Below are 23,441 nucleotides of genomic sequence, written 5' to 3' on the forward strand. Positions count from 1 at the left end.
ATTCGTAGAATAATAGTGTATTATGACCGAGAAATTTTAAGATAAATTTATGATTATTTAAGTTTGATTGTTATTACAAATTAAATTAATTAATCATGAAACAAAAACTACCTAAAAAACTCCCTCAAGTTAAAAGGTTACAAAACTTTTTAGCAGTAATATTGTTGTGTTTTTCATTACAATCTTACGCAACAACCGAAGAAACCTTAATATCTAATGAAGATACCTGGTGCGGTTCTATTTCTGGTTTTAAATTTTCTAATGGAAATTCTTCTACAACTATAACAAATGGTGGAGAATATTACATTGGAGATTTGCCAAACAATTTTTATATAAACGTATTAGTGTCTGGTTATTCTAGAAGTGCTAGAATTAAGGTTAAAAACCTTTACACGGGACAGTATGCTTATATTCAAGAAAACTATTTACCATATACTTTTCCTAACGGCGGAAGTGCATGGAGTTATGGACCAGGTTATTATGAAATTGAAGCAAAAATTTATAAATATAATAGTTGCTCTGGTTGGTACTGTGATAAAGAAAAAATTAGATTTAAGTTAACTAATACTCCTTCTTGTGGTGAAATTGATGGTTTAGTATTCTCTAACGGAACAAACACTGTTAATATTAGCAATGGAGGCAGTTATGATATTGCAACTTTACCATATAACTTTTATGTTGATGTAGTTGTTTCTGGTATGACAGATAGTGCATACAATAAAATAAAAAACTTAAACACTGGTCAAGTTTATACAAATACTGAAAATATATTACCATATACTTATCCAGGTGGAAATGGTGCGTGGTCTTTAGGAACAGGAACATTTCAATTTATTTCTAAAGTGTACAAATACGACAATTGTTATGGTACACAATGCGATTACATTTGTTACACCTTTACATTGTACGAACAAAACTGTGGTGATATAACAGAATTACAGTTCACTAATGGTACAGAAACAACAACTTTAACAGATGGAGCAACTTATCAGTTAAGTGATTTACCATCTAATTTCTATGTAGATGCAATTGTATCTGGAGCATCAGAAAGTGTTAGATTTGAAGTTGAAAATGTAGAAACAAACCAACAATACTCAATAATTGAAAACTATATTCCATATACTTATCCAGCAGGTGGAGGTGCTTGGAATTTAGGAACAGGTACTTTTGAAATTAAAGCTTCTATGTATTCTGGAAACTATTGTAACAGTACACTGTGTGATGAAGAAACAATTACTATTACAATAAGCGATATAGAAGATGTTGCATGTGAAGCAGATTCTGGAACAATATCATTAAGTACTAATACATTACCAATATTAGATTTAAGTTCTACTGTTGCAATTAACATATCTTTAAATGGAGATGCTGTTGTACCATCAGGATTTGATAAAGCATTTATTTTATCTCAACCTAACTTAAATGGTGAGTTAGTAATAAAAAGATGGACGAGAACAAGTAATTCGTTTACTTTTTCAGGATTACAAGATTTAGGTGTTTATAGAGTACATGTTTTAGTATTTAATCCTGCAACTCTTGATTTAGCTACTATACAATTACAACAAACTACTGCAACAGATGTTGAGAATTTAATAAGTTCAAATAACCTATGTGCTTCTTTAGAAGAGGTAGGAGTGCAATTTTTAGTAATAGCACCACCACCAAAACAAGCTTCAACAAATAATGATGATGCATCAGGAGATGTTAAAGATCCTATTGTTAAAGATGTAATTGTTGAAAAAGAAGCAACTGAAGAAGAGTTTAAACCTGTTTTAGATAATAGTACAGATATTAAATTATATCCGAATCCTGCTAGCAACAATTTAAATGTAGAATTGTTATTATTAGATGCAGAGGTTATGCATTATACAGTATATAGTATAAATGGAAAACAAGTGCTTAGAGGAACTTTTGATAATTCTACCTTTGGTAAAACTAAAGTAGATGTTAATGGTCTTTCTAACGGTTTATATATTATAAACTTTAAATCTAACTTTAGAAGCTTTAGTAAAAAAGTTCAAGTTTTACATTAAAGCTTGAATAGTTGTTAAACTATAAAAAAAAGACCACTATTAATTTAGTGGTCTTTTTTTTATTTAAAAATTAATAAAGTACTCTATAAACAGGATACTGTAAATGAGCTTTCTCATAATTTTCGCTATGCTTATGTAGCCAATTTAATTGTTGATACCAGTTATTGTTAAACAGTGAGTCTTCTTCTTTTTTAGTTTCAAACTTTATTTTTAATTCTGCATTACTTTTTAAAAGCTCTAAAGCTTTGTCTTCCCATACGTAAGCAGAAAATCCTTCTTTTTGCTGTAAAATAGTATCGAAAAAATTCCAGTTAAAAAATGAATCTGATGCTTGAGGTTCTAAAGTTTCTATAATATACCTGTAGTTAGGTTGGCCTGTTTTAACCAAGTAATCTCCTTTTTTAAATGTAATAGTTTGTTTAGTTGTAGACACTGAAGTATTAAAGTGAAGATAATGACCTTCATATGGTGTTTTACGGCTTTCATACTCTTCAATTTTATAGCTCTGTACAACTAGCGTAGAATCTTTTTTAAGTTTAGTTATTTCTGTATTGTTCAGTTTTAATAATTCGATAATGTTATACCAACCTTGCGGAATTATATATGCTTTTGGAACAGTAATTTCTGTTGTTGGTTTAAAATAATTTTGATAATTAACAGTTTTTTCAAAAGGCCTGTTTCTGTTATATTTTAGGCGATTTTTGCCAGTAATTTCGCTGGTAATCATTTCTCCTTCATAGCCTTTAAAGTTTAATTGAGAATTTTTGGTAGTATCAATTTCCCAATGTAAAGGATATTTTTTTTGAGCCATAAGTTTATTATATGCTTCAACTCGTAACTTTTTTATTGTTTCTCCATCATTTTCAATAATTTCAATCATACTTTTCATTAATTCATAAGTACCATATACACGTTGCTTGTAGGGTTTTAGCATATGTGTTTCCACCATCATACCAAGTGTGTTAAATAAAGTTGTGTAGCCGGTAGAATAACGAGGAGAATCAAAAAATTGAGAAAAACCATTGTCTGGAGTTTTATTATAGACATTTACATATGGAGTAATATCCCATTTTTTTTCAGCAAGTTTTTGTTCTAAATTAGGCATCATTTTAGTGTGTAGATAATGTCCTAAATCTCCACCAAGTTTATTGTGCTGTGTAAATAAATGTGTTAATGTGTATTGGTAATCTGCACCATTACTTACATGGTTGTCTATAAATACATCTGGTTTTACTAAGTGAAAAATTTGTGCAAATGTTTTAGCGTTTTTAGTGTCAGATTTTATAAAATCTCTATTTAAGTCAAAATTCCTAGCATTTCCTCTAAATCCGTATGCTTTAGGTCCGTTTTGGTTTGTTCGTGTTGTAGAGTTTCTATTTAAACTACCACCAATATTATAAATAGGGATGGTAACTAAAGCCGTTTTTTTAGGAGTTTCTATTTTTCCTTCGGCTAAATCTCTATAGAGTAACATAGTTGCATCTATACCATCACTTTCTCCAGGATGTATTCCGTTGTTTATTAAAAGTATACTTTTGTTTTTTCTTATTTCCGAAAATTTAAAAACGCCATCTTTATTATAGGTTATAATATGAAGTGGTTTTCCAGCGTCTGTTATACCTATAGAATCAATTGAAATAGTTGGGTAAACAGCAGCTAAGTTTTTGTAAAACTCAATAGTTTCAAAGTAAGTAGCAGTTTCTATACCATTAGATTTTTCAAAAACCGATGTAAATTTATATTCTTTTTTAGATTTACAATTAAAAATAAACACAACAAGTAAAAGCGCAACAATTTTTTTCATATTAATTATTTTAAAAATTAAAAGTAAACAAATATAGAATAAGCGACTTTGTCTATCTAGTAATTAAACGTACTTTTGCAGCTTCAAAAAATAGGACAATGACAGAGTTTATTAGAAAAATAGTACCCAATGCGAAAGATGATGTTTTAGCCGGAATTACCGTTTCGTTAGCTATGATACCTGAGGTTGTAGCCTTTGCGTTTGTGGCACAAATAGATCCGTTAATGGCATTATCTGGTGCTTTTATAATTGGTTTAATTACAGCAATTTTTGGAGGTAGACCAGGTTTAATTTCTGGAGCAGCTGGAGCAGTTGCAGTTATTTTTGTTAGTATGATTGCAGATGGGCATACAAAAGGTATGTTAATGGATACGCCTATAGAAAATATGGGTTTCTTTTACCTTATGGCATGTGTTGTATTAATGGGAATAATACAAATATTTGCTGGAGTTTTTAAATTAGGACGTTTTGTACGTTTGATTCCGCATCCAGTAATGATGGGTTTTGTAAACGGTTTATCTATAGTTATTTTTATGGCTCAAGTAAAAATGTTCTCTCATAAATCTTTACAAGTATCAGATGCTGGTGTAAATGAGTATGTAAGTACTTACATGCAAGGTTCAGAGTTATATACCATGATTGGTTTAGTGCTTTTAACTATGGGAATAATTTGGGTGCTCCCAAAAATAACTAAAAAAGTTCCTGCAGCGTTAACAGCAATTTTAATTACTAGTTTTATAGTTGTAGGTTTTAATTTAGATGTTTCTACGGTTGGATCTTACATAGTAGAAGGAGGAGGAACTGGTTTAAAAGGAGAGTTTCCAACACCTAATTTAGAGCTTTGGGAAAAATTGCCTTTTAATTTTGATACTCTTAAATTTATTGCTTTACCTGCGTTTTTAGCTGCGTCTGTTGGTTTAATAGAGTCTTTAATGACTATGAATTTGGTAGACGAGTTAACCGAAACTAGAGGAAATGGAAATAGAGAATGTGTGGCACAAGGTGCTGGAAATATAGTTTCTGGTCTTTTTGGTGGAACAGGTGGTTGTGGTATGATTGGTCAAACGGTAATTAATATAAATGCTGGTGGTCGAGGACGTTTATCGGGAATAATGATGGCTGTAACATTATTATCCTTTATTCTTTTTGCCGATAAATTAATTGAAATGGTGCCAATTGCTGCTTTAGTAGGAGTTATGTTTATGATGGTTATAGAAACGTTTGCATGGTCTAGTTTTAGAATACTTAAAAAAATTCCAATGTCTGATGCTATTGTACTTATTACAGTGTCTTTAGTAACTGTTTTTGTAGATTTAGCAGTAGCGGTATTTGTAGGTGTTATAATATCGGCTTTAGTATTTGCTTGGGAAAATGCTAAGAAAATTAGAGCAAGAAAGCGTATTAAAGAAGATGGAACTAAAGTTTATGAAATTTGGGGACCATTATTTTTTGGAAGTATTCAAGCATTTAACGAAAAGTTTGATGCTAAAAACGATCCGGAAAATATTGAGATTGATTTTGTAGAATCTCGTGTAAGTGATCACTCTGCAATAGAAGCTATTTTTAATTTAGTAGAAAAATATGAAACAGAAGGAAAAAAGATTAAGCTAAAACATTTAAGTGAAGATTGTAAAATTTTATTATATAAAGCTAGTCCAAAGTTTAGAGAGGTAATTGTTGAGGATATAGATGATCCTCGCTACCATTTAGCAGCTAATCCAGAGGAATTTCCAAAACCACTTTCGGAATATAAATTTTAATAAAAAAGCGAGCCAATTGGCTCGCTTTTTTATTTAGTTTATTGTTTAACCCGTACACTATCTGGAACTAAAACAGTGTAGTCTCCATTATTGCGTATTACTTCTCTAACAATGCTAGAACTAATAAATGATGTTCTTGCAGCAGTTAAAAGAAAAACGGTTTCTATTTTAGAGAGTTTTCTATTAGTATGTGCAATAGCTTTTTCAAACTCAAAATCTGCTGGATTTCTTAAACCACGTAAAATAAATTTTGCCTCCATTTCTTTGCAAAAATCTATGGTTAATCCTTTATAAGTAACAACTTTTACTTTAGGTTCGTTTTTAAAAGCTTCTTCTAAAAAACGCTTCCTGTCTTCTAATGAAAACATGTATTTTTTTTCAGAATTTACTCCAATGGCAACAATAACCTCGTCAAAAAGTTTTACACCACGCTTAATAATATCATAATGACCAAGAGTTATAGGGTCAAAAGATCCTGGAAAAAGTGCACGTTTCATGATTGTTGTTTTAATAGTTTTATTCTAAGTAATTATAATATAATTAAATTGTTTAGTTTTTGCAATGTATTTAACTTTAAACACAGTTTAAAGTTAGATATCTTTATTAAATTATTTTAAAGCTTCGTCGATAGCGCTTTCAAATAATTCTGCCATAGAAATGCCAGCTTCTGCGGCTTGTTGTGGTAAAATACTTTCGTTAGTTAAACCAGGAACAGTATTTATTTCTAATAAATGAGGTTCATCATCTTTAAAAATAAACTCACTTCTAGAGAAGCCTTTCATTTTTAAAACATCGTAAACCTTTTTGGCAAGAGTATTTACTTTATCTTCTTGTGTTTTAGTTAACCTTGCAGGAGTAATTTCTTGAGATTTACCAAGGTATTTAGCTTCATAATCGAAAAAATCGTTTTCACTTACAATTTCGGTAATAGGTAAAACTTTAGTTTCTCCTTTGTAGGTAATAACACCAACAGAAACCTCTACGCCATCAAGAAAAGATTCTATAATAATCTCATTATCCTCTTTAAAAGCATGATCTATAGCGGTTTTTAAATCTTCTTTTTTATGTACTTTAGAAATTCCAAAACTACTACCAGCTTTATTAGCTTTTACAAAGCATGGTAAACCTACCTTTGTAATAATATCTTCTTCATTTATACTGTCTCCTAGGTTTAGATAATAACTTTCTGCTGCTAAAATACCATATGGTTTTAATACGCTCAAGCAATCACGTTTGTTAAAAGTTAGAGCAGCTTGATAAGCATTGCAGCTTGTTTGTGGTATGCCAATTAACTCAAAATAAGATTGCATAAATCCGTCTTCTCCGGGAGAGCCATGAATGGCATTAAAAACACAATCGAAATTAATTTTTGTTTCGTTAACCAAAACAGAAAAATCGTTTTTATCAATTGTAAATTCAGTATCATAATCATCTACATAAACCCATTTGTTTTCAAAAATATGTATTCTGTAAACATTATATTTTTCTTTACTTAAAGTATTATAAACTACATTTCCACTTTTTAAAGAAATTTGGTATTCGCTAGAATAGCCTCCCATTATTATGGCAATATTTTTTTTCATTGTTAGTTTCCGCAAATGCGGTAATCTTAAAACAGTTAAACTTCGTATAATAATATTAAAGCTTAATAATAAGCTCGCAATTTATTAGTTTAGCTAAAATATCATTTATTTTATAGCAAACGAAAACCTTTTTGTTTTTATATATTTGCCACAGTATTTTTAACTTAAATCAACCAATGAGTATAATTAAATTTCTTACTAGTAAAACGTTTTTTAAACAACTAGGTTTAGCTATAGTTGCAGTATTAGTTTTATGTTTTATCATTTTTAAATGGTTGAATGTTACTACTAACCATGGTAATTTTGAAACAGTTCCAAACCTAACAGGAAAATCTATAGATGTTGCAAAAATTGAATTAGATGAAAATAACTTGGTTATGGAAATACAAGATTCGGCAAATTTTAATCCAGATTACCCAAAATATTCTGTAATAGAACAAGATCCTCCAGCAGGAGAAAACGTAAAAGAAAATAGAAAAATTTACATTACACTTAATCCTTCTGGTTATCGTAAAATTCCTGTGCCAGATATTATAAACCGTACATTTCGTCAAGCAAGACCAACTTTAGAATCTTTAGAATTTGAAATTGGTAAAAAAACCTACATAGATAATATTGGAAAAGATGAGGTTTTAAGCTTACGCTATAACGGAAAAGTATTAAAACCAGGAACCTTGTTGCCTAAGCACTCTAAAATTGATGTTGTTTTAGGAAACGGAAATCGTGCAAACTAATATAATGGCAGATTACACACCGCAATTACCCGAAAAAAACGAAGAAGGAGAAACGCTTTACGAGCATCATGCCTTTACAGCAGATAAAGGTCAAGCACCTTTACGCATCGATAAGTGGCTAATGAATAAAGTAGAAAATTCTACAAGAAATAAAATTCAAGCAGCTGCTAAAGATGGTAATATTTATGTAAACGATGTTGTTGTAAAATCTAATTATAAAGTAAAGCCTTTAGACGAAATTCGTGTGTTGTTTTCTCATCCACCATTCGAGAATTTATTGGTTGGAGAAAACATGCCTTTAGACATTGTTTACGAAGACGATACACTTTTGGTAGTTAATAAACCAGCAGGTATTGTAGTGCATCCAGGACATGGAAACTATTCTGGAACACTAATAAATGGTTTAATTTATCATTTTGATAATTTACCAAAAAATTCTAGCGATAGACCAGGTTTAGTGCATAGAATAGATAAAGATACTAGTGGTTTATTAGTAGTTGCAAAAACCGAACATGCCATGGCACATTTATCTAAACAGTTTAAAGATAAAACCAGTGAGCGCGAATATGTGGCTATTGTTTGGGGAAATATAACTGATGATGAAGGTACCATTGAAGGCAACATTGGTAGGCATCCTAAAAACCGATTACAAAACACTGTATTTTTTGATGATGAAGCAGATAAAGGAAAACCTGCTGTAACACATTACAAAGTATTAGAGCGTTTAACCTATGTAACCTTAGTAAGTTGCAAGCTTGAAACAGGAAGAACACACCAAATTCGTGTACACATGAAACATATTGGGCACACGCTTTTTAACGACGAGCGTTATGGTGGTGAGCGTATTTTAAAAGGTACAACCTTTACCAAATACAAGCAATTTGTAGAAAACTGTTTTAAAATTTTACCAAGACAAGCACTGCATGCAAAAACTTTAGGTTTCGAGCACCCTAAAACAGGAGAATTTATGCGTTTTGAAACGCCTGTTCCAAAGGATATGCAAGATTGTATAGAGAAGTGGAGAGGTTATAGTACGCACTTAGAATCTTAGTTGGGCGTTACCTAAAGGTCGGGCTTTCCGCTATATCTTTTTTTTACGTGCCTCAAAAAAAGGATGCCGCATCAATCCCTAACGCAATTAACCTATAATCAATATTTATAATTGTATAGAACAATTCATTTTTATTGAGTTAATTTTTATAAGGTAAATTGTAAATTCGTAATAGAAAAAAGAATTTATGAAATTAGTATTATCACCAGCAAAATCTTTAGATTTTGAAAGCAAATTACCAACAGAGAATTATACAGAAGCTCAATTTTTAAATCAGTCTGAGAAAATTAGCAAAATACTTAAAAAGAAATCTGCTAAAGGAATTTCAGAATTAATGCATGTTAGTGATGCTTTAGGGCAGCTTAATTACGAGCGTAATCAAGACTGGCAATTGCCATTTACTACAGAGAATGCAAGGCAAGCAGCTTACGCATTTAGTGGTGATGTTTATAAAGGATTAGATGCTTATACTATTTCAAAAGATAAAATAGACGTTTTACAAGAAAAAGTAAGAATACTTTCAGGTTTGTATGGTATTTTAAAACCCTTAGATTTAATTCAACCATATAGATTAGAAATGGGAACTAAATTACCTATTGGCACCAAAAAGAATCTTTATGAATTTTGGAAAAAAGACGTTGTAAAAGCACTTAATGAAGAATTACAAGACGATGAGGTTTTTGTAAATTTAGCCAGTAAAGAATACTTTAAAGCAATAGATGTTAAGGCGTTAAAAGTACCAGTTGTAACTGTAGACTTTAAAGAGTTTAAAAACGGAAAATATAAAATTGTAGCCTTTTATGCTAAATTAGCAAGAGGCTTAATGGCTAGATATATTGTAGATACAAACGCAAAAACAATAGACGATTTAAAAGGATTTAAAACCGAAGGTTATGGTTTAAGCGATGAGTTGTCTAGTAAAAACCACTTGGTATTTACAAGATAATTATGGCTTAATTTTTTTATTAATTTCAATTTTAGTTTCAGGGCGTACTCGTTTTTTAATTTTTGGTCGTCTAACACCAAAAGTTCCTCTGCTAATTTTGCCGCGTTTTGTTTTTTTATCTCCTCTTCCCATAGTTCTATATAATATTGAATTCATTAAAGATAGCAAATATTTTAGGAGTTACTTTAGTATATTTATCACTTTAAATTAATTTTAACTAATGTATTATTACTTAATTTTTGCTTTACAAGCTTTTTGTATTTATCATGTTATAAAATATAGAAATCAATATTACTGGATTTTTTTAATCCTTTTTATTCCTGTAATTGGTTGTTTAATATATTTAGTAACTCAAGTTTATAATAAGCGCGATGCTAATATTATTAAAGAGAATTTAACTTCGGTTTTAATACCAACAAAAAAGGTTAAAGATTTAGAGAAAAGACTTCAATTTTCAGAGACATTTCAAAATAGATTAGATCTAGCAGATGCTTTTTTTGAAATGAAAGATTATAAAAATGCCATAACGCATTACGAAGTGGCTTTACAAGATAAAAGCCAGAACAACTATTTTATATTAGAAAAATTAATAGCAGCATATTATAACTTAAAAGATTATAATAATACCATTTCTTACGGTGCAAAGCTTAAAAGTCATCCGGAATTTACACAATCGAAATCAGAATTTATTTATGGTTTGGCATTACATAAAACAGGACAAACCAATGCTGCCGAAAAACATTTACAATCTATAGACCAGCGTTATTCTAATTACACCGAGAGATTAGTATTAGCAAAATTTTATATAGAGAATAATAAACTAGAAGCAGCAAAAGATATTTTAAATGAAATATCTACAGAGTCTAAGCACATGACTAAGCCTAACAAAAACAAATACAGGTCAACTATTAATGAGGTAGAAAAGCTTTTAAAAAGTATGTATTAAATGTTTAAGCACAAGCATCCATACAAACCATTTATTAAACACGATACTAAAAAACTTATTGTTGGAACATTACCACCTCCAAGATTTACTACTGGCAATTTACTAGAAAAAGATGTCGATTTTTGTTATGGTAGTTATTATAATAATTTATGGTTGTTTATAGATAAAATACACAATCTCAATTTACATTACGATAATTCTCAAGAAGCGATACAACAAAGAAAAAAATTTTTAATTAATAATAAAATAGGTGTTTGCGACATTGTGGAAAGTTGCGAGCGTGAAAAAATTGATGCTTCAGATTTAGGAATGAAAAATATTAAACTTAGAGATATTATTGGGTATTTAAAAAAATATCCAAATATAGAAACGCTTCTTTTTATTGGTGGACGTTCTAAAAATGGTCCAGAGTACTTTTTTAGAAAGCATATAAAAGCATATAATTTAAAGCTACAATTAATATCTAACAATACTCCTAAAATTCATGAATTTGTTATCAATAATGAAAATAAAGACTCAAAAAAAGCATTAAAAAATAGAGTTGTTAAAACAGTTTCTTTAACATCTTCTTCTGGCGCTGCTAATATTTCAATAGGTAGTAATCCTTTATACAAACAACTTAAAGCTAGCAATCCTAAGTTTAATACTTTCGATTTTAGAGTGCTTCAATACCGTGAGTATTTATAATAATTTAAGATTTTTATAACTGCCTGCTTATTTTCTTAATAGCAGATTCTATAGATTTTTCGGGTTCTATAATATTGTATTCTCCCCAAAACTCAGAATCAGCAAAACCAGAAGCCTCATCTGCTAAAATGCTGTATCTTTTTAACCTATTTTTTGGTTTGCCTACATCTTCTGTAATATTTCTATTCCAATCTGTAATAGCCATTTCACTTTGTAAAGTATAACGACTATTAAACCATTTGTTTTCCCACTTCACTTTAAATGAAAGTTCTATATTACTATAACCATAATACCATTTTCCATCTTTTACTCTATAATTTACACGAAAAGATGCATTTGTAGGATATACAGTTGCTTTATTAGGTTTTTTTCTAACAAAAAGTTGGCTTGATAGTTCTCTGTTGCTTACGTTTAAATTATATATAGCACTTGTTAGTGCATAATTTTCTGCATCTATATATAATTTACCATAATACATTGGTTTGTATATGTTTTCTTTTTGTTTAAAATTAACCACAAAAACCAGTTTATTATTTATTTGTGTAGATTTATTAAAACTAAAGTTATAATCATTAATATCTGTATCGTTAAAAACAAACTCTGGATACTTTATTAAATCTGTGCTTAATGCACTATAAGGACCACCTTGTAGTTTAAGGGCTAGAGTATCTAATCTGGAGTAATCTGTGTTTTTTCTGGCTTTTACAAGTTCAATAACGTCTTTTCTACCAGATGTGTAAGGTTGTTTGTAAATTTTTAAAACAGCTTCAGATAGTGATGCATTTCTATTTCCTTTTTTTATAGTTTCTCTATAAAAGCTAGTCATTACAGTTTCGTTATTTAAGTAATTTTCTGCTTTAAGACTTAATGTTTTTTTTACCAAACTTAAGGCGTCTTTTGGTGCGTTAACATCTACTTGAGCAAGCACTGTAGCAGCAATAACTAGTTCAATTTTAGTATTATTTTCTTTAAATTTAGAAAGCGGTATTTGTAGTTTTTTATAGCCTAAATAAGATACCAAAACAGATTTGTCTATATATTCTGTAGGTACTTTTAGTAAAAACTCTCCCTCACTATTTGTAATCGTACTAATGTTTGTGCCAATAACAATTAAATCGGCTAGAGCTAAAGCATTATTAGTATCTGTATCAACCACTTTTCCTTTAAACTCAACTATGTTTTGTGCAAAACCAAAAGAAAAGATTAATAAAAAAAAAGAAATTAAAATATAAAGTTTATTTGCTGTAAAATATTTGTTATTCATCATGCTATAGCGTAATTATATACCATTTAAAGTTAAGGAAACCAAAGGAGATTATCTTCATTTTTTATGTTAATTTTAAGACTATACTTCGTCTAAAGAGTCTTATATTTACACCGAATTACCTTTTTTTATGCCAGTACAAAATATTTCGTTTAAAGACACAGGATATTTTTCTAAACTTATTTGTGATTATTTAGCTGAAGCTGAAACACTAAAGCCTTTTTATAATCGTTTTCCAAAACTTGAAAATTTTCAGGCTCAAATTAAAGAAAAAAGCACTGCTTTTAAGCAAGAAACTAGAGACGTTTTAGTAAATGTTTTAGAAGAACAATATAAAAGTGTTGAAACATCTAAAACTACTTTTAGTAATATTAATAATCTGCAAAGTAGTAATACGTTTACTGTAACAACAGGACATCAATTAAATTTATTTACAGGACCGTTATATTTTTTACATAAAATTGTATCTACAATAAATTTAGCTAAACAATTAAAAACAGAATTTCCAGACCATAATTTTGTACCAATATATTGGATGGCATCCGAGGATCATGATTTTGATGAAATAAATTATTTTAATTTCAAAGGAAAAAAAATACAATGGAACCTTGAAGCTTCAGGTGCCGTTGGAGATTTAAAAACCGAAGGCTTAGAAGATGTGTTTAATATTTTTTCTAAGGAATTAGGTGTTGGTAAAAATGCCGAAACTCTAAGGACTCTATTTAAAAAAGGTTATTTAGAGCATAATACGTTAGCAAAAGCTACATTTTACATAGCAAACGAGTTATTTAAAGACTATGGATTAGTAATTGTAGAAGCTAATAATACAGCGCTAAAACGATTATTTGTTCCGCATATGCAAAAAGAATTGTTGGAGCAAATTTCAGAACAAAATGTATTAGAAACTAATGCTAAAATTGAAGCGTTAGATTTTGGAATACAAGTAAACCCAAGAGCAATAAATTTATTTTATATTGGAGAAGGTATTAGGGAGCGTATTGTTTTAGAAAACAATGTTTATAAAGTATTAAATACAAACATAAGCTGGAGTAAGAGTGAGTTGTTAAAACATCTCGATGAGGTACCAGAGCGTTTTAGTCCTAATGTAATATTAAGACCATTATATCAAGAAGTTATTTTACCAAATCTATGCTATATTGGAGGAGGAGGAGAACTAGCGTATTGGTTTCAATTAAAATCTAATTTTAAAGCACATCATGTAGTTTTTCCTATGTTGTTGCTACGTAATTCTGTTTTAATAAAAACAAAACAACAAGCTCAAAAGCTCGAAAAATTAAATATATCAAACAAGGATATTTTCTTAAAACGAGAATCTTTTATAAACAAAAAGGTAAGAGAAATTTCTAATATAGATATCGATTTTTCGTCACAAATAAAACATCTTAAAAATCAATTTAAAGATTTATATAATTTAGCTAAGCAAACCGATGAGTCTTTTGTTGGAGCAGTATCTGCACAAGAAAAAAAGCAAATAAATGGTTTGCAGAATTTAGAAAAACGTTTATTAACAGCGCAAAAGAGAAAACTAAAAGATCATGTTATGCGAATAACAGATTTGCAAAATGAGCTGTTTCCGAATAAAAGTTTACAAGAGCGTAATACTAATTTTAGCGAATTGTATTTAGAGTTTGGAGAAGATTTAATACCAGAATTAATAAAAAATTTAAAACCTTTAGACGGCGAGTTTACTGTGTTAACAATTTAATTTAAAATTCACAAGTCTACATTCGTAAATTAAAAATCTATTACTATTTTTGCGCATGCAACACGATAAAGTACTTATTTTAGATTTCGGATCGCAATACACACAGCTTATTGCGCGCAGAGTTAGAGAGCTTAACATCTATTCCGAAATAGTCCCTTTCAATAAAATTCCAGAAAATATTGATGATTACAAGGCGGTTATCCTTTCAGGAAGTCCAATGTCTGTAAGATCAAAAGATGCTTTTCATCCAGATTTAAAAAGTATCCGTGGAAAAAAACCAATGCTCGCTGTTTGTTATGGAGCGCAATATTTGGCTCATTTTTCAGGAGGTGAGGTGGCAGAATCTAATACTAGAGAATATGGCCGAGCAAATTTAAGTTTTGTGGAAGATGATGCATTTTTAAAAGGCATTTCATCAGGAAGCCAAGTTTGGATGAGCCATAGTGATACTATAAAAAGTTTACCAGAAAACGGAAAGCTTTTAGCAAGTACACACGATGTTAAAAATGCAGCATATAAAATAGAAGGCGAAACCACATATGCAATACAATTTCATCCAGAAGTATACCACTCAACAGATGGAAAACAATTACTATCAAATTTTCTTATAGATATTTCTAATGTTAATCCAGATTGGACACCAAACGCATTTGTGGGAGAAACAGTAGAAGCACTTAAAAATAAAATAGGAAACGATAAAGTAGTTCTTGGTTTATCTGGAGGTGTAGATTCTTCTGTAGCTGCAATGTTATTGCATAAAGCTATAGGTGAAAACCTGTACTGTATATTTGTAAATAACGGCTTATTACGTAAAAACGAATTTACCGATGTCTTAGAGCAGTACAAAGGTATGGGCTTAAATGTAAAAGGTGTAGATGCTTCGGCACGCTTTTTGGAGGCACTTGCAGGAAAGAGTGATCCAGAAGAAAAACGTAAAGCAATAGGTCGTGTATTTATAGAAGTATTTGATGATGAAGCACACGAAATAGAAAACGTTACTTACTTAGCACAAGGCACAATCTATCCAGATGTAATAGAAAGTGTAAGTGCAACAGGAGGACCAAGTGCAACAATTAAAAGTCATCATAACGTTGGTGGATTGCCAGACTTTATGAAACTTAAAATTGTAGAACCACTTAAACTCTTATTTAAAGACGAAGTACGTAGAGTAGGAGCATCAATGGAAATGGACAAACAACTGTTAGGGCGTCATCCTTTTCCAGGACCAGGTTTAGCCATAAGAATCTTGGGAGATATTACTCCAGAAAAAGTGCGTATTTTACAAGAAGTAGATGCCGTTTTTATAAACGGATTAAAAGATGCTGGCTTATACGATAAAGTTTGGCAAGCAGGAGCAATTTTATTGCCAGTTAATAGTGTTGGTGTTATGGGAGATGAGCGTACATACGAAAAATGTGTAGCACTTAGAGCAGTAGAAAGCACAGATGGAATGACTGCAGATTGGGTAAATTTACCATACGAATTTTTGCAAAAAACCAGTAACGATATAATAAATAAAGTAAAAGGTGTTAATAGAGTAGTTTACGATATTAGTAGTAAACCACCAGCAACAATAGAGTGGGAGTAATACACTCTTTTATTATTAATAACATTATAATATATAGAAATTAGTAATAATTTTTGGGCGTTACCACAAGGGTCGCGTTTTCCGTTATATCTTTTTTGCAAAGTAATCCCAAACTAGTTTTGGGATTACTTTGCAAAAAAGGATGCCACTGCAACCGCTAACGCAACTTTTAACGTATAATAAACATATGAAAAAAATAATATATATACTTAGCCTATTATTATTCTTTACTTGTGCCTCTGTAAATGCACAAAAGTATAATACACATAGAGTTAAATCTGGAGAAACATTAGAGACAATAGCTAAAGATTATAAAGTATCTACTACAGATATTTTAAAACTAAATCCAGATGCTAAAGAAAAATTGAGACCTAATGCTATTTTAATTATCCCAAACGAAAGTAGTGAAGCAGTTACGTCTGTAACACCAGTACAAACAGCCCAAGATACCATTGTAGAAAAAACTTTCGACCATTACATTAAGCATAAAACAAAACGAAAAGAAACCTTGTTTAGCATCTCAAAAGAGTATAATGTAGAGATTGAAGATATTAAAAAGCACAATACATTTTTATATGCCAATAATCTTAGAAAAGGAGACAAACTTCAAATTCCAGTTTTTAAAACGGTAACTAAATATGTAAAATCAAAAAATGCTACATATGTTGTACAACCTAAGGAAGGAAAATGGAGAATAGCATATAAATATGGTATAACAGTACAAGAACTAGAAGCATTAAATCCAAACATGCCTAGCATGTTAAAGCCAGGTCAAACAATAAATGTTCCAAATTTAGAGAGCAATAAAGTAAAAACTTTCGATGAGCAATACAGTTATTATAAAGTATTACCAAAAGAAGGCTTTTATAGATTAAAAGTAAAATTAGGTTTAGAACAAGCCGATTTAGAACGTTTAAATCCTGAACTTACCACAACAGGATTAAAAGAAGGTATGATTTTAAAAGTACCTTTAGATACTATTGCAAATAATACAACTATAGATAACTCACAATTTAATGGCATTGATAATGTTTCAGAAATTGTACAATTATCTAATAATGTAACAGATAGTAGTACTAAAAATATAGCTGTAATGTTACCTTTTACGCTTAATAAAATTAATACAGATTCTGTTTTCGATTCAAAATCAAAAATTAAAAATGATAGAACATTAGGTGTTACTTTAGATTTTTACTCTGGTGTATTAATAGCTTTAGACTCTGTTAAAAGATTAGGTGTAAATTTAAAAGTAGATGTTTACGATACGCAAAATAGATTAAGCGAAGTAAGTTCTATTATAAGAAATAACGATTTCTCTAACACGCATGCAGTTATAGGACCTTTATTACCAAATAATTTTAATACAGCGGCAAGTGCTTTAGAACAAGATAATATTCCAATAATTTCGCCAGTTGTTAAAACTGTAAATATTGGCCGTAATGTGTTTCAGTCTAGACCAAATGATGCCGATTTAAAATCTAAAATTATAGATTATTTTAAAGCAGATTCTACTGCTCAAATTATAATAGTTTCAGATTTAAAAAGAAAAGCCTCAAGTACAAACCTTAAAAATAAATTTGCTAATGCAAAACTAGTAAATTCTCGTTTAGACAAGAAAACACAAAAGGATGAATATTTTGTAGTAGAGCAAGATTTAGTAAGCGTAATAAAGCCTGGTAATAACGTTGTGTTTTTAGAAACCGATAATGCTGGTTTTGTGTCTAATGTATCAAGCTTACTTAATGGATTACAAGTAGAAGGCACAAAAATTACTTTAGCAACTACCAACGAAAATAAAGCTTTTGAGCATGATGAGGTAGATAACTATCATTTATCTAATTTAAATTTTACTTATCCTTCAATTTCAAAAATGTTAAACTCAGAAACTAGTAATTCATTTGTAAAAGAGTATAAACAGAAATATAATATTTCTCCAAATGCTTATGCCATTCGTGGTTTCGATTTAACAATGGATGTGGTATTACGTTTGGCAACCTCTCAGGATTTATACCAATCTGTAGAAGACGCTCCAATGACATCTTATATAGAGAATAAATTTGCTTACAAAAAGAAATTGTTTGGAGGCTATTACAATGAGAGCGTGTATTTAGTACGATATAAAGACTTAGTAATTGAAGAAGTTAAGCAATAAATAGTATAATTTATTCGTTTTCAATTGGTTATATGTAACTAAGTTTATGGGTAAATTTCTTTTTATTATTGGTTTTTTATTATGTTTTCAAAGCGACCGTTCAGAATTTTCATGGCAAGAAAGCGATAAATTAAAATGGTCCGATTTTAAAGGTGAGCCAGATATAAGTTCTCATGCAGCAGCTGTAACAGCATCTGGCATAACGTTTAGTTACTCTATAGAAAAAAGCAGTATTCGTGGTGTTACAGGCTTTAAAGCAAAGGTTTTTGCTCATTTTTACCCAGAACATTCCTGGTGTAAAAAAGAAGTTATTAACGACCACATATTAAACCATGAGCAGTTTCATTTTAATATAACCGAATTACATGTAAGATACTTACGCGAAGATATTTCAAAATTAAAAGTATCAAATACTGTCGCTAAGGATTTGGATAAATTACACAAACAAGCCAATATAGATTTATCTAAAATGCAAAATTTATACGATACAGAAACCAATTATTCTATTAACAAAGAGGAACAAGCAAAGTGGGTGACTTTTGTAAATACAGAATTAAAACGCTTAGAAAAGTTTAAAAGCAACTAATGCAACTACAACCCGATAAAACCTTCCTTATTAAATTAGCACATACTAAAATGCCTTTTGGTAAATACGAAGGCAGGTATTTAATAGATTTGCCAGAATATTACGTGGTTTGGTACCATAACAAAGGTTTCCCAAAAGGAAAATTAGGCGAAATGCTTGAAACCGTTTATATGCTTAAATTAAATGGTTTAGAAGAATTGGTTAGAAATATACAACGTAATTTCAATAAGATTTAGATTTTTTTTGAATTTCGTCTATCGGTTTTGGCTATGGTTTCGTTGCGTGAAAATCCGCGAGGATTTTCCGCCGTAAACCAAATATAGTAAAAGAGAAAGGATTTTCCGATAGGAAAATCCGTAGCAATGAATTATAGCCGGTGTTGTATGCAGTTTTTATTATTCAAATTTTTCTTTCCACTCACGTTGTTTTAATTCAGTCAGCGAGTCAATTTCGTTTAGATAGTCCGCTTTCCAGTCAGTTCCGTTTTTATTGGTCAAATATTTATCAATTTCAGCGTTATACATTTCTATTCCGTTTAATTCAGTTCCGCTTACGATGCATCCAAATCCGACATTTGTGAATCCATATTTCTGGCTTATTTTGTCCATTTCCATTGGTGAAATCATTAACTCTCCAACTAATACTTTGTGAGGTGAATTTTTATTAATGTCAGATTTAGCAGTTAAGTAATTAAATCGGTTAAAAAATCCATAATTCCACAACCCAATTCCGATTAGAATTAATATTATTCCACTAAATATTATCGTTTTTCGGTTCATTTCTCAAATTGCATACAATGTTCCGCCTGATATGAAATCGTTTTAATGTTTTATATCAGACGATAGACGAAGTTAGTGTATTTTTTTAACCAAGTCAAGTATATAAAATTTAATGTTTGTGTATAGGAAGTTACGTGTTTAAGTAGCTGATTTAGCAAATAAAAAACCGAATAGAAAATCTGTGAGGATTTTCAGAAGTAGGTGAGAACAAGTAGCTACTTATAGTCATTGTTGGCTGTCAGGCTTTATTTACTTTTACCTTTAAATTCAGTTTCAAGAAATTTTTGTTTCCATTCTCCATTTTCATAAACTCCTACAATGAAGTCGTATGTTTTTTCATCTTTATAAATCCACATTTCCGTAACAAATGTTCCTTCGTAATTATACATGTATTTCAAGTTTTTTTCTTCGCTTTCCACAGTTCCTTCTGTTAGATTGCCAAAAATATCGAACTCCCAAAACCTTATTTTTTTAAATTTTTCGTCATATTGTCTGATTCCGTGATTTCTTAAACCGAATTCAGTTTGTTCTTTATTCGTGAATCCCAAGGATTCAACTATAACTATTTTGTTGTCTAATGAAAATTTCAAACTTATCTCTTGTTTGAATTTGCTTCCATCTCCCCAAGTTCCTTCTGCTTTCCATGTGTAATTTTCCAATGATTTAAATATTGTCAAAGAATTATCTTGTGCCATTAATACAACTGGCATAAGAAAAAGTAGAATGATTAAATTTTTCATAAGGTTCTTTCAATTGTTTCAGCTTGCTGTCAATGCTCCGCCTAATATGAAATCATTTTAATGTTTTATATGTGACTATAGACGAAGTTAGTGTATTTTTCTAATGATATCAAGTCACTGCAATTTAAAACCGCTTTTCAACCAAGCGTTTTGGTTGTAACGATTTATCGGTAATAATTTCAAAATCTATAACACCTAAAACTAATTCTTCTTCGGTAATAACTTCTACTTTCCAAAGGCCTTCTTTTACATTGCTTTTGTAAGTATAACCACGGAAACCATGATCTCTTCCTCCTGTAATATTGTAGTCAATATCTTCCACAGTTTCCCAAGTACTTGTGTTTTTGTTATACCATTTCCACCTGTGTAATACTTGCTTTTTTAAATGGGTTGGAGCAAAAATAGAAGCAAAAATATAAACTTTATCGTTTGGTTTGTGTATATACTTTTCTCTGTGTTTTCGCCAGAAAATATACCATTCTTCTGCTTCGTATGTAACAATATATTTATTATTCCTTTTAATAACACTGTGTGCTACAACACCGTTAGATAATGCTAAAGGTACTGGAGGAATAAGGTTTAAAAAGTAAAATGAATTAATAAATATGTAAATAGATATAATTATGCCAACAAGTTTTGCATAGTGTACTTCTAAACGTGTGCTTGGGCTTGAGCCATAAATAAATGTTATAAATGCTAAAGTAATACCTAAACTAACAAAGCCAGAGAGAAGAAAAATAGAAGTATTCATTTCTTTTATAAACACTGGAATTATAAAAGAAAAGAATGTAAAACTTATAAAAAAATACACACTAAATTGTAGATACTTATTTGCAATTCGTTTTTTAAAAAACTCATTAGCAAACAGCAATAAAAGCAATAAAATAAAAAAGGAAACCGTTTTAGAAACCGAAACACTTCTAAAAAAATAAATAACATATGCGCTAGAAAGGCCACCAAAAAAAAACTGTATTGCCAGTGGTAAATAGAGTTCGTAGCGTCCTAACAATGTGTTTTGCCACTTACCATCATCTGCTAAATTATACAAATAAATTGTAACAGTAAGCAAGGTCATGTGTAGACACAATACTACGGTATCGTAAAGCCTATCTACACGGCCAAGTGTTAAAGTATCGAAAATAAAACCAGCTATAAAAAAAAATATTGGTGCATATTTTTTATGCTCCATTATAAACATTCTAAATTTACTGTCTTTGTATTTGGCAATTATTTTTTTCATAAAAAGTTAAGCGAAGTGTAAATATAAACTAATAAACAAAATGTAAAGGGCAGTTTTTTGCTGTATTAAATTATTAAGGTTTTAATAATGTTAAAAGAAACTTGTAATGCTTAATTTAATAAAATATATAAAAGTAATCTTTAGCTTTTTCTTAGTTTTGCAGCTTAAAATTTTACAAAATATTACACATGATTACAGTAGATAATTTAGCAGTAGAGTTTAGTGGTACAACTTTATTTAGCGATGTTAATTTTGTTATAAACCCTAACGATAAAATTGCACTAATGGGAAAAAATGGTGCAGGAAAATCTACTATGATGAAGATTGTTGCAGGAGTACAAAATGCTACTCGAGGCAAAATAAGTCATCCAAAAGATACTGTAATCGCTTACCTTCCGCAGCATTTGTTAACCGAAGATAATTGTACTGTTTTTGAAGAAGCATCTAAAGCATTCGCTCACATTTTTAAAATGAAAAGCGAAATGGACACGCTAAATAAAGCACTTGAAACTAGAACAGATTACGAGAGCGATGAGTACATGTCTATTATAGAAAAGGTAAGTGAGTTAGGTGAGCAATACTATGCTTTAGAAGATGTAAATTACGATGCAGAAGTAGAAAAAGCTTTAAAAGGTTTAGGTTTTAAACAAGAAGATTTTACAAGGTTAACAAACGAGTTTTCTGGAGGTTGGCGTATGCGTATTGAATTAGCCAAAATACTACTTCAAAAACCAGATTTAATTTTATTAGATGAGCCTACAAACCATATTGATATTGAATCTGTAATTTGGTTAGAAGACTTTTTAGTTAATAAAGCTAATGCGGTTATGGTTATTTCTCACGACCGTGCGTTTATAGATAATATTACAAATCGTACTATAGAAGTTACTATGGGACGTATTTACGATTATAAAGCAAATTATTCTCACTATTTACAATTACGAGAAGATAGAAGAAGCCACCAGATAAAAGCTTACCAAGAGCAGCAAAAGTTTATTGCAGATAATATGGCTTTTATAGAACGTTTTAAAGGCACTTACTCTAAAACAAACCAAGTATCTTCTCGAGAGCGAATGCTAGAAAAACTACAAATTATTGAAATTGATGAAGTAGATAATTCTGCATTAAAACTTAAGTTTCCACCAGCACAACGTTCTGGAGATTATCCTGTAATTGTAGAAGGTTTATCTAAAAGCTATGGCGATGTTTCTGTTTTTAAAGATGCTAGTTTTTCTATAGCTAGAGGCGAAAAAGTTTGTTTTGTTGGTAGAAATGGAGAAGGAAAGTCTACAATGATTAAATCTATTTTAGGCGAAATTGAAGTAGAAGGGAAGTGTAGTTTAGGGCATAATGTGCAAGTAGGTTACTTTGCGCAAAATCAAGCCGCTTTATTAGACACAGACTTAACTGTTTTTCAAACTGTGGATGCAGTAGCAAAAGGAGATGTAAGAACTCAAATAAAAAATATCTTAGGTCGTTTTATGTTTAAAGGTGACGATATAGATAAAAAAGTAAGTGTACTTTCTGGTGGTGAAAAAACAAGGCTAGCAATGGTAAAACTATTATTAGAGCCTGTTAATTTGCTTATTCTGGATGAGCCAACAAACCATTTAGATTTAAGAAGTAAAGATGTTTTAAAAGAAGCGCTTCAAAGTTTTGATGGTACTTTAATTTTAGTATCTCACGATCGTGATTTTTTACAAGGTTTATCTCAAAAAGTATTCGAATTTAAAGATCAACGTGTTATAGAACATTTTGAAACTATCGATGCCTTTTTAGAAAGAAACCGTATTAAAAGTATTAAAGAAATGAATCTTTAAGC

At 30.1% G+C, this 23,441-nt stretch carries 21 protein-coding genes; 13 read left to right on the forward strand and 8 right to left on the reverse strand.

All coding sequences use genetic code 11. The annotated features are described in order from the left end of the window. The first annotated feature begins 95 nt into the window (after positions 1–95). A complete protein-coding gene (locus CLV86_RS10605; protein ID WP_121052237.1) occupies positions 96–2,033 on the forward strand; it encodes a T9SS type A sorting domain-containing protein in 1,938 nt (645 codons plus the stop codon). Between the two features lie 70 nt (positions 2,034–2,103). On the opposite strand, the gene CLV86_RS10610 is transcribed toward CLV86_RS10605, so the two are convergent. Continuing rightward, positions 2,104–3,837 (reverse strand): M14 family metallopeptidase, encoded by a 1,734-nt coding sequence (locus CLV86_RS10610; RefSeq protein WP_121052239.1) that lies wholly within the window; start codon positions 3,835–3,837, stop codon positions 2,104–2,106. A 98-nt stretch (positions 3,838–3,935) separates the two neighbouring features. Here CLV86_RS10610 and CLV86_RS10615 point away from each other — a divergent pair, with 98 nt between their 5' ends. Beyond that, entirely contained in the window at positions 3,936–5,597 is a 1,662-nt protein-coding gene (locus CLV86_RS10615) for a SulP family inorganic anion transporter (RefSeq protein WP_076732597.1), read from the forward strand. Positions 5,598–5,635: 38 nt separating this feature from the next. On the opposite strand, the gene coaD is transcribed toward CLV86_RS10615, so the two are convergent. Both coaD and CLV86_RS10625 read right to left on the reverse strand, forming a co-directional pair. Further along, complete coding sequence (gene coaD, locus CLV86_RS10620; RefSeq protein WP_076732600.1) at positions 5,636–6,094, reverse strand: pantetheine-phosphate adenylyltransferase; 459 nt, start codon at positions 6,092–6,094, stop codon at positions 5,636–5,638. A 111-nt stretch (positions 6,095–6,205) separates the two neighbouring features. Next, on the reverse strand, positions 6,206–7,180 hold the full coding sequence (locus CLV86_RS10625) for a D-alanine--D-alanine ligase (RefSeq protein WP_121052241.1): 975 nt from the start codon (positions 7,178–7,180) through the stop codon (positions 6,206–6,208). A gap of 176 nt (positions 7,181–7,356) precedes the next feature. On the opposite strand from CLV86_RS10625, the gene CLV86_RS10630 reads away from it, so the two are divergent. From CLV86_RS10630 to yaaA, 3 genes are all read left to right on the forward strand, one after another. Then, positions 7,357–7,914, forward strand: a complete 558-nt coding sequence (locus CLV86_RS10630; protein ID WP_121052243.1) for a PASTA domain-containing protein — start codon at positions 7,357–7,359, stop codon at positions 7,912–7,914. A gap of 4 nt (positions 7,915–7,918) precedes the next feature. After that, positions 7,919–8,965, forward strand: coding sequence for an RluA family pseudouridine synthase (locus CLV86_RS10635; protein WP_121052244.1), 1,047 nt, complete (start codon positions 7,919–7,921; stop codon positions 8,963–8,965). A gap of 187 nt (positions 8,966–9,152) precedes the next feature. Next, on the forward strand, positions 9,153–9,911 hold the full coding sequence (yaaA, locus tag CLV86_RS10640; protein WP_121052246.1) for a peroxide stress protein YaaA: 759 nt from the start codon (positions 9,153–9,155) through the stop codon (positions 9,909–9,911). On the opposite strand, the gene CLV86_RS10645 is transcribed toward yaaA, so the two are convergent. After that, a complete protein-coding gene (locus CLV86_RS10645; RefSeq protein ID WP_076732614.1) occupies positions 9,912–10,043 on the reverse strand; it encodes a 30S ribosomal protein THX in 132 nt (43 codons plus the stop codon). It lies immediately after the preceding gene. An 88-nt stretch (positions 10,044–10,131) separates the two neighbouring features. Here CLV86_RS10645 and CLV86_RS10650 point away from each other — a divergent pair, with 88 nt between their 5' ends. Beyond that, entirely contained in the window at positions 10,132–10,857 is a 726-nt protein-coding gene (locus tag CLV86_RS10650; protein ID WP_121052248.1) for a tetratricopeptide repeat protein, read from the forward strand. Continuing rightward, complete coding sequence (locus CLV86_RS10655; protein ID WP_121052250.1) at positions 10,858–11,544, forward strand: uracil-DNA glycosylase family protein; 687 nt, start codon at positions 10,858–10,860, stop codon at positions 11,542–11,544. A 13-nt stretch (positions 11,545–11,557) separates the two neighbouring features. On the opposite strand, the gene CLV86_RS10660 is transcribed toward CLV86_RS10655, so the two are convergent. Beyond that, a complete protein-coding gene (locus CLV86_RS10660) occupies positions 11,558–12,811 on the reverse strand; it encodes a carboxypeptidase-like regulatory domain-containing protein (protein ID WP_121052252.1) in 1,254 nt (417 codons plus the stop codon). Between the two features lie 127 nt (positions 12,812–12,938). Between CLV86_RS10660 and bshC the strand changes: the two genes are divergently transcribed. The 5 genes from bshC to CLV86_RS10685 all read left to right on the forward strand — a co-directional run bounded on the left by bshC (position 12,939) and on the right by CLV86_RS10685 (position 19,096). Further along, on the forward strand, positions 12,939–14,534 hold the full coding sequence (bshC, locus tag CLV86_RS10665; RefSeq protein ID WP_121052254.1) for a bacillithiol biosynthesis cysteine-adding enzyme BshC: 1,596 nt from the start codon (positions 12,939–12,941) through the stop codon (positions 14,532–14,534). A gap of 55 nt (positions 14,535–14,589) precedes the next feature. After that, the gene (gene guaA / locus CLV86_RS10670) at positions 14,590–16,122 is read left to right on the forward strand and encodes a glutamine-hydrolyzing GMP synthase (RefSeq protein WP_121052257.1); all 1,533 of its coding nucleotides are present in this window, start codon (positions 14,590–14,592) and stop codon (positions 16,120–16,122) included. A gap of 187 nt (positions 16,123–16,309) precedes the next feature. After that, positions 16,310–18,274 (forward strand): PBP1 and LysM peptidoglycan-binding domain-containing protein, encoded by a 1,965-nt coding sequence (locus CLV86_RS10675; protein WP_121052390.1) that lies wholly within the window; start codon positions 16,310–16,312, stop codon positions 18,272–18,274. A 46-nt stretch (positions 18,275–18,320) separates the two neighbouring features. Next, positions 18,321–18,860: a DUF922 domain-containing protein gene (locus CLV86_RS10680; protein ID WP_121052259.1), complete on the forward strand. Its 540-nt coding sequence runs from the start codon at positions 18,321–18,323 to the stop codon at positions 18,858–18,860. Continuing rightward, positions 18,860–19,096, forward strand: coding sequence for a DUF3820 family protein (locus CLV86_RS10685; RefSeq protein ID WP_121052261.1), 237 nt, complete (start codon positions 18,860–18,862; stop codon positions 19,094–19,096). Before CLV86_RS10680 ends, CLV86_RS10685 begins: the two co-directional genes overlap by 1 nt. 159 nt (positions 19,097–19,255) lie before the next feature. Here CLV86_RS10685 and CLV86_RS10690 read toward each other — a convergent pair whose 3' ends face one another. The 3 genes from CLV86_RS10690 to CLV86_RS10700 form a co-directional block, all read right to left on the reverse strand. Then, complete coding sequence (locus CLV86_RS10690; protein WP_121052263.1) at positions 19,256–19,639, reverse strand: FEKKY domain-containing protein; 384 nt, start codon at positions 19,637–19,639, stop codon at positions 19,256–19,258. A gap of 245 nt (positions 19,640–19,884) precedes the next feature. Continuing rightward, entirely contained in the window at positions 19,885–20,349 is a 465-nt protein-coding gene (locus tag CLV86_RS10695; protein ID WP_121052265.1) for a hypothetical protein, read from the reverse strand. A gap of 154 nt (positions 20,350–20,503) precedes the next feature. Beyond that, positions 20,504–21,619, reverse strand: a complete 1,116-nt coding sequence (locus tag CLV86_RS10700) for a DUF2914 domain-containing protein (RefSeq protein WP_121052267.1) — start codon at positions 21,617–21,619, stop codon at positions 20,504–20,506. Positions 21,620–21,807: 188 nt separating this feature from the next. On the opposite strand from CLV86_RS10700, the gene CLV86_RS10705 reads away from it, so the two are divergent. Next, complete coding sequence (locus CLV86_RS10705) at positions 21,808–23,439, forward strand: ABC-F family ATP-binding cassette domain-containing protein (RefSeq protein ID WP_121052269.1); 1,632 nt, start codon at positions 21,808–21,810, stop codon at positions 23,437–23,439. Positions 23,440–23,441: the final 2 nt, after the last annotated feature.

Source organism: Lacinutrix venerupis, from assembly GCF_003663945.1.
GTDB classification, from domain to species: Bacteria; Bacteroidota; Bacteroidia; order Flavobacteriales; family Flavobacteriaceae; genus Lacinutrix; species Lacinutrix venerupis.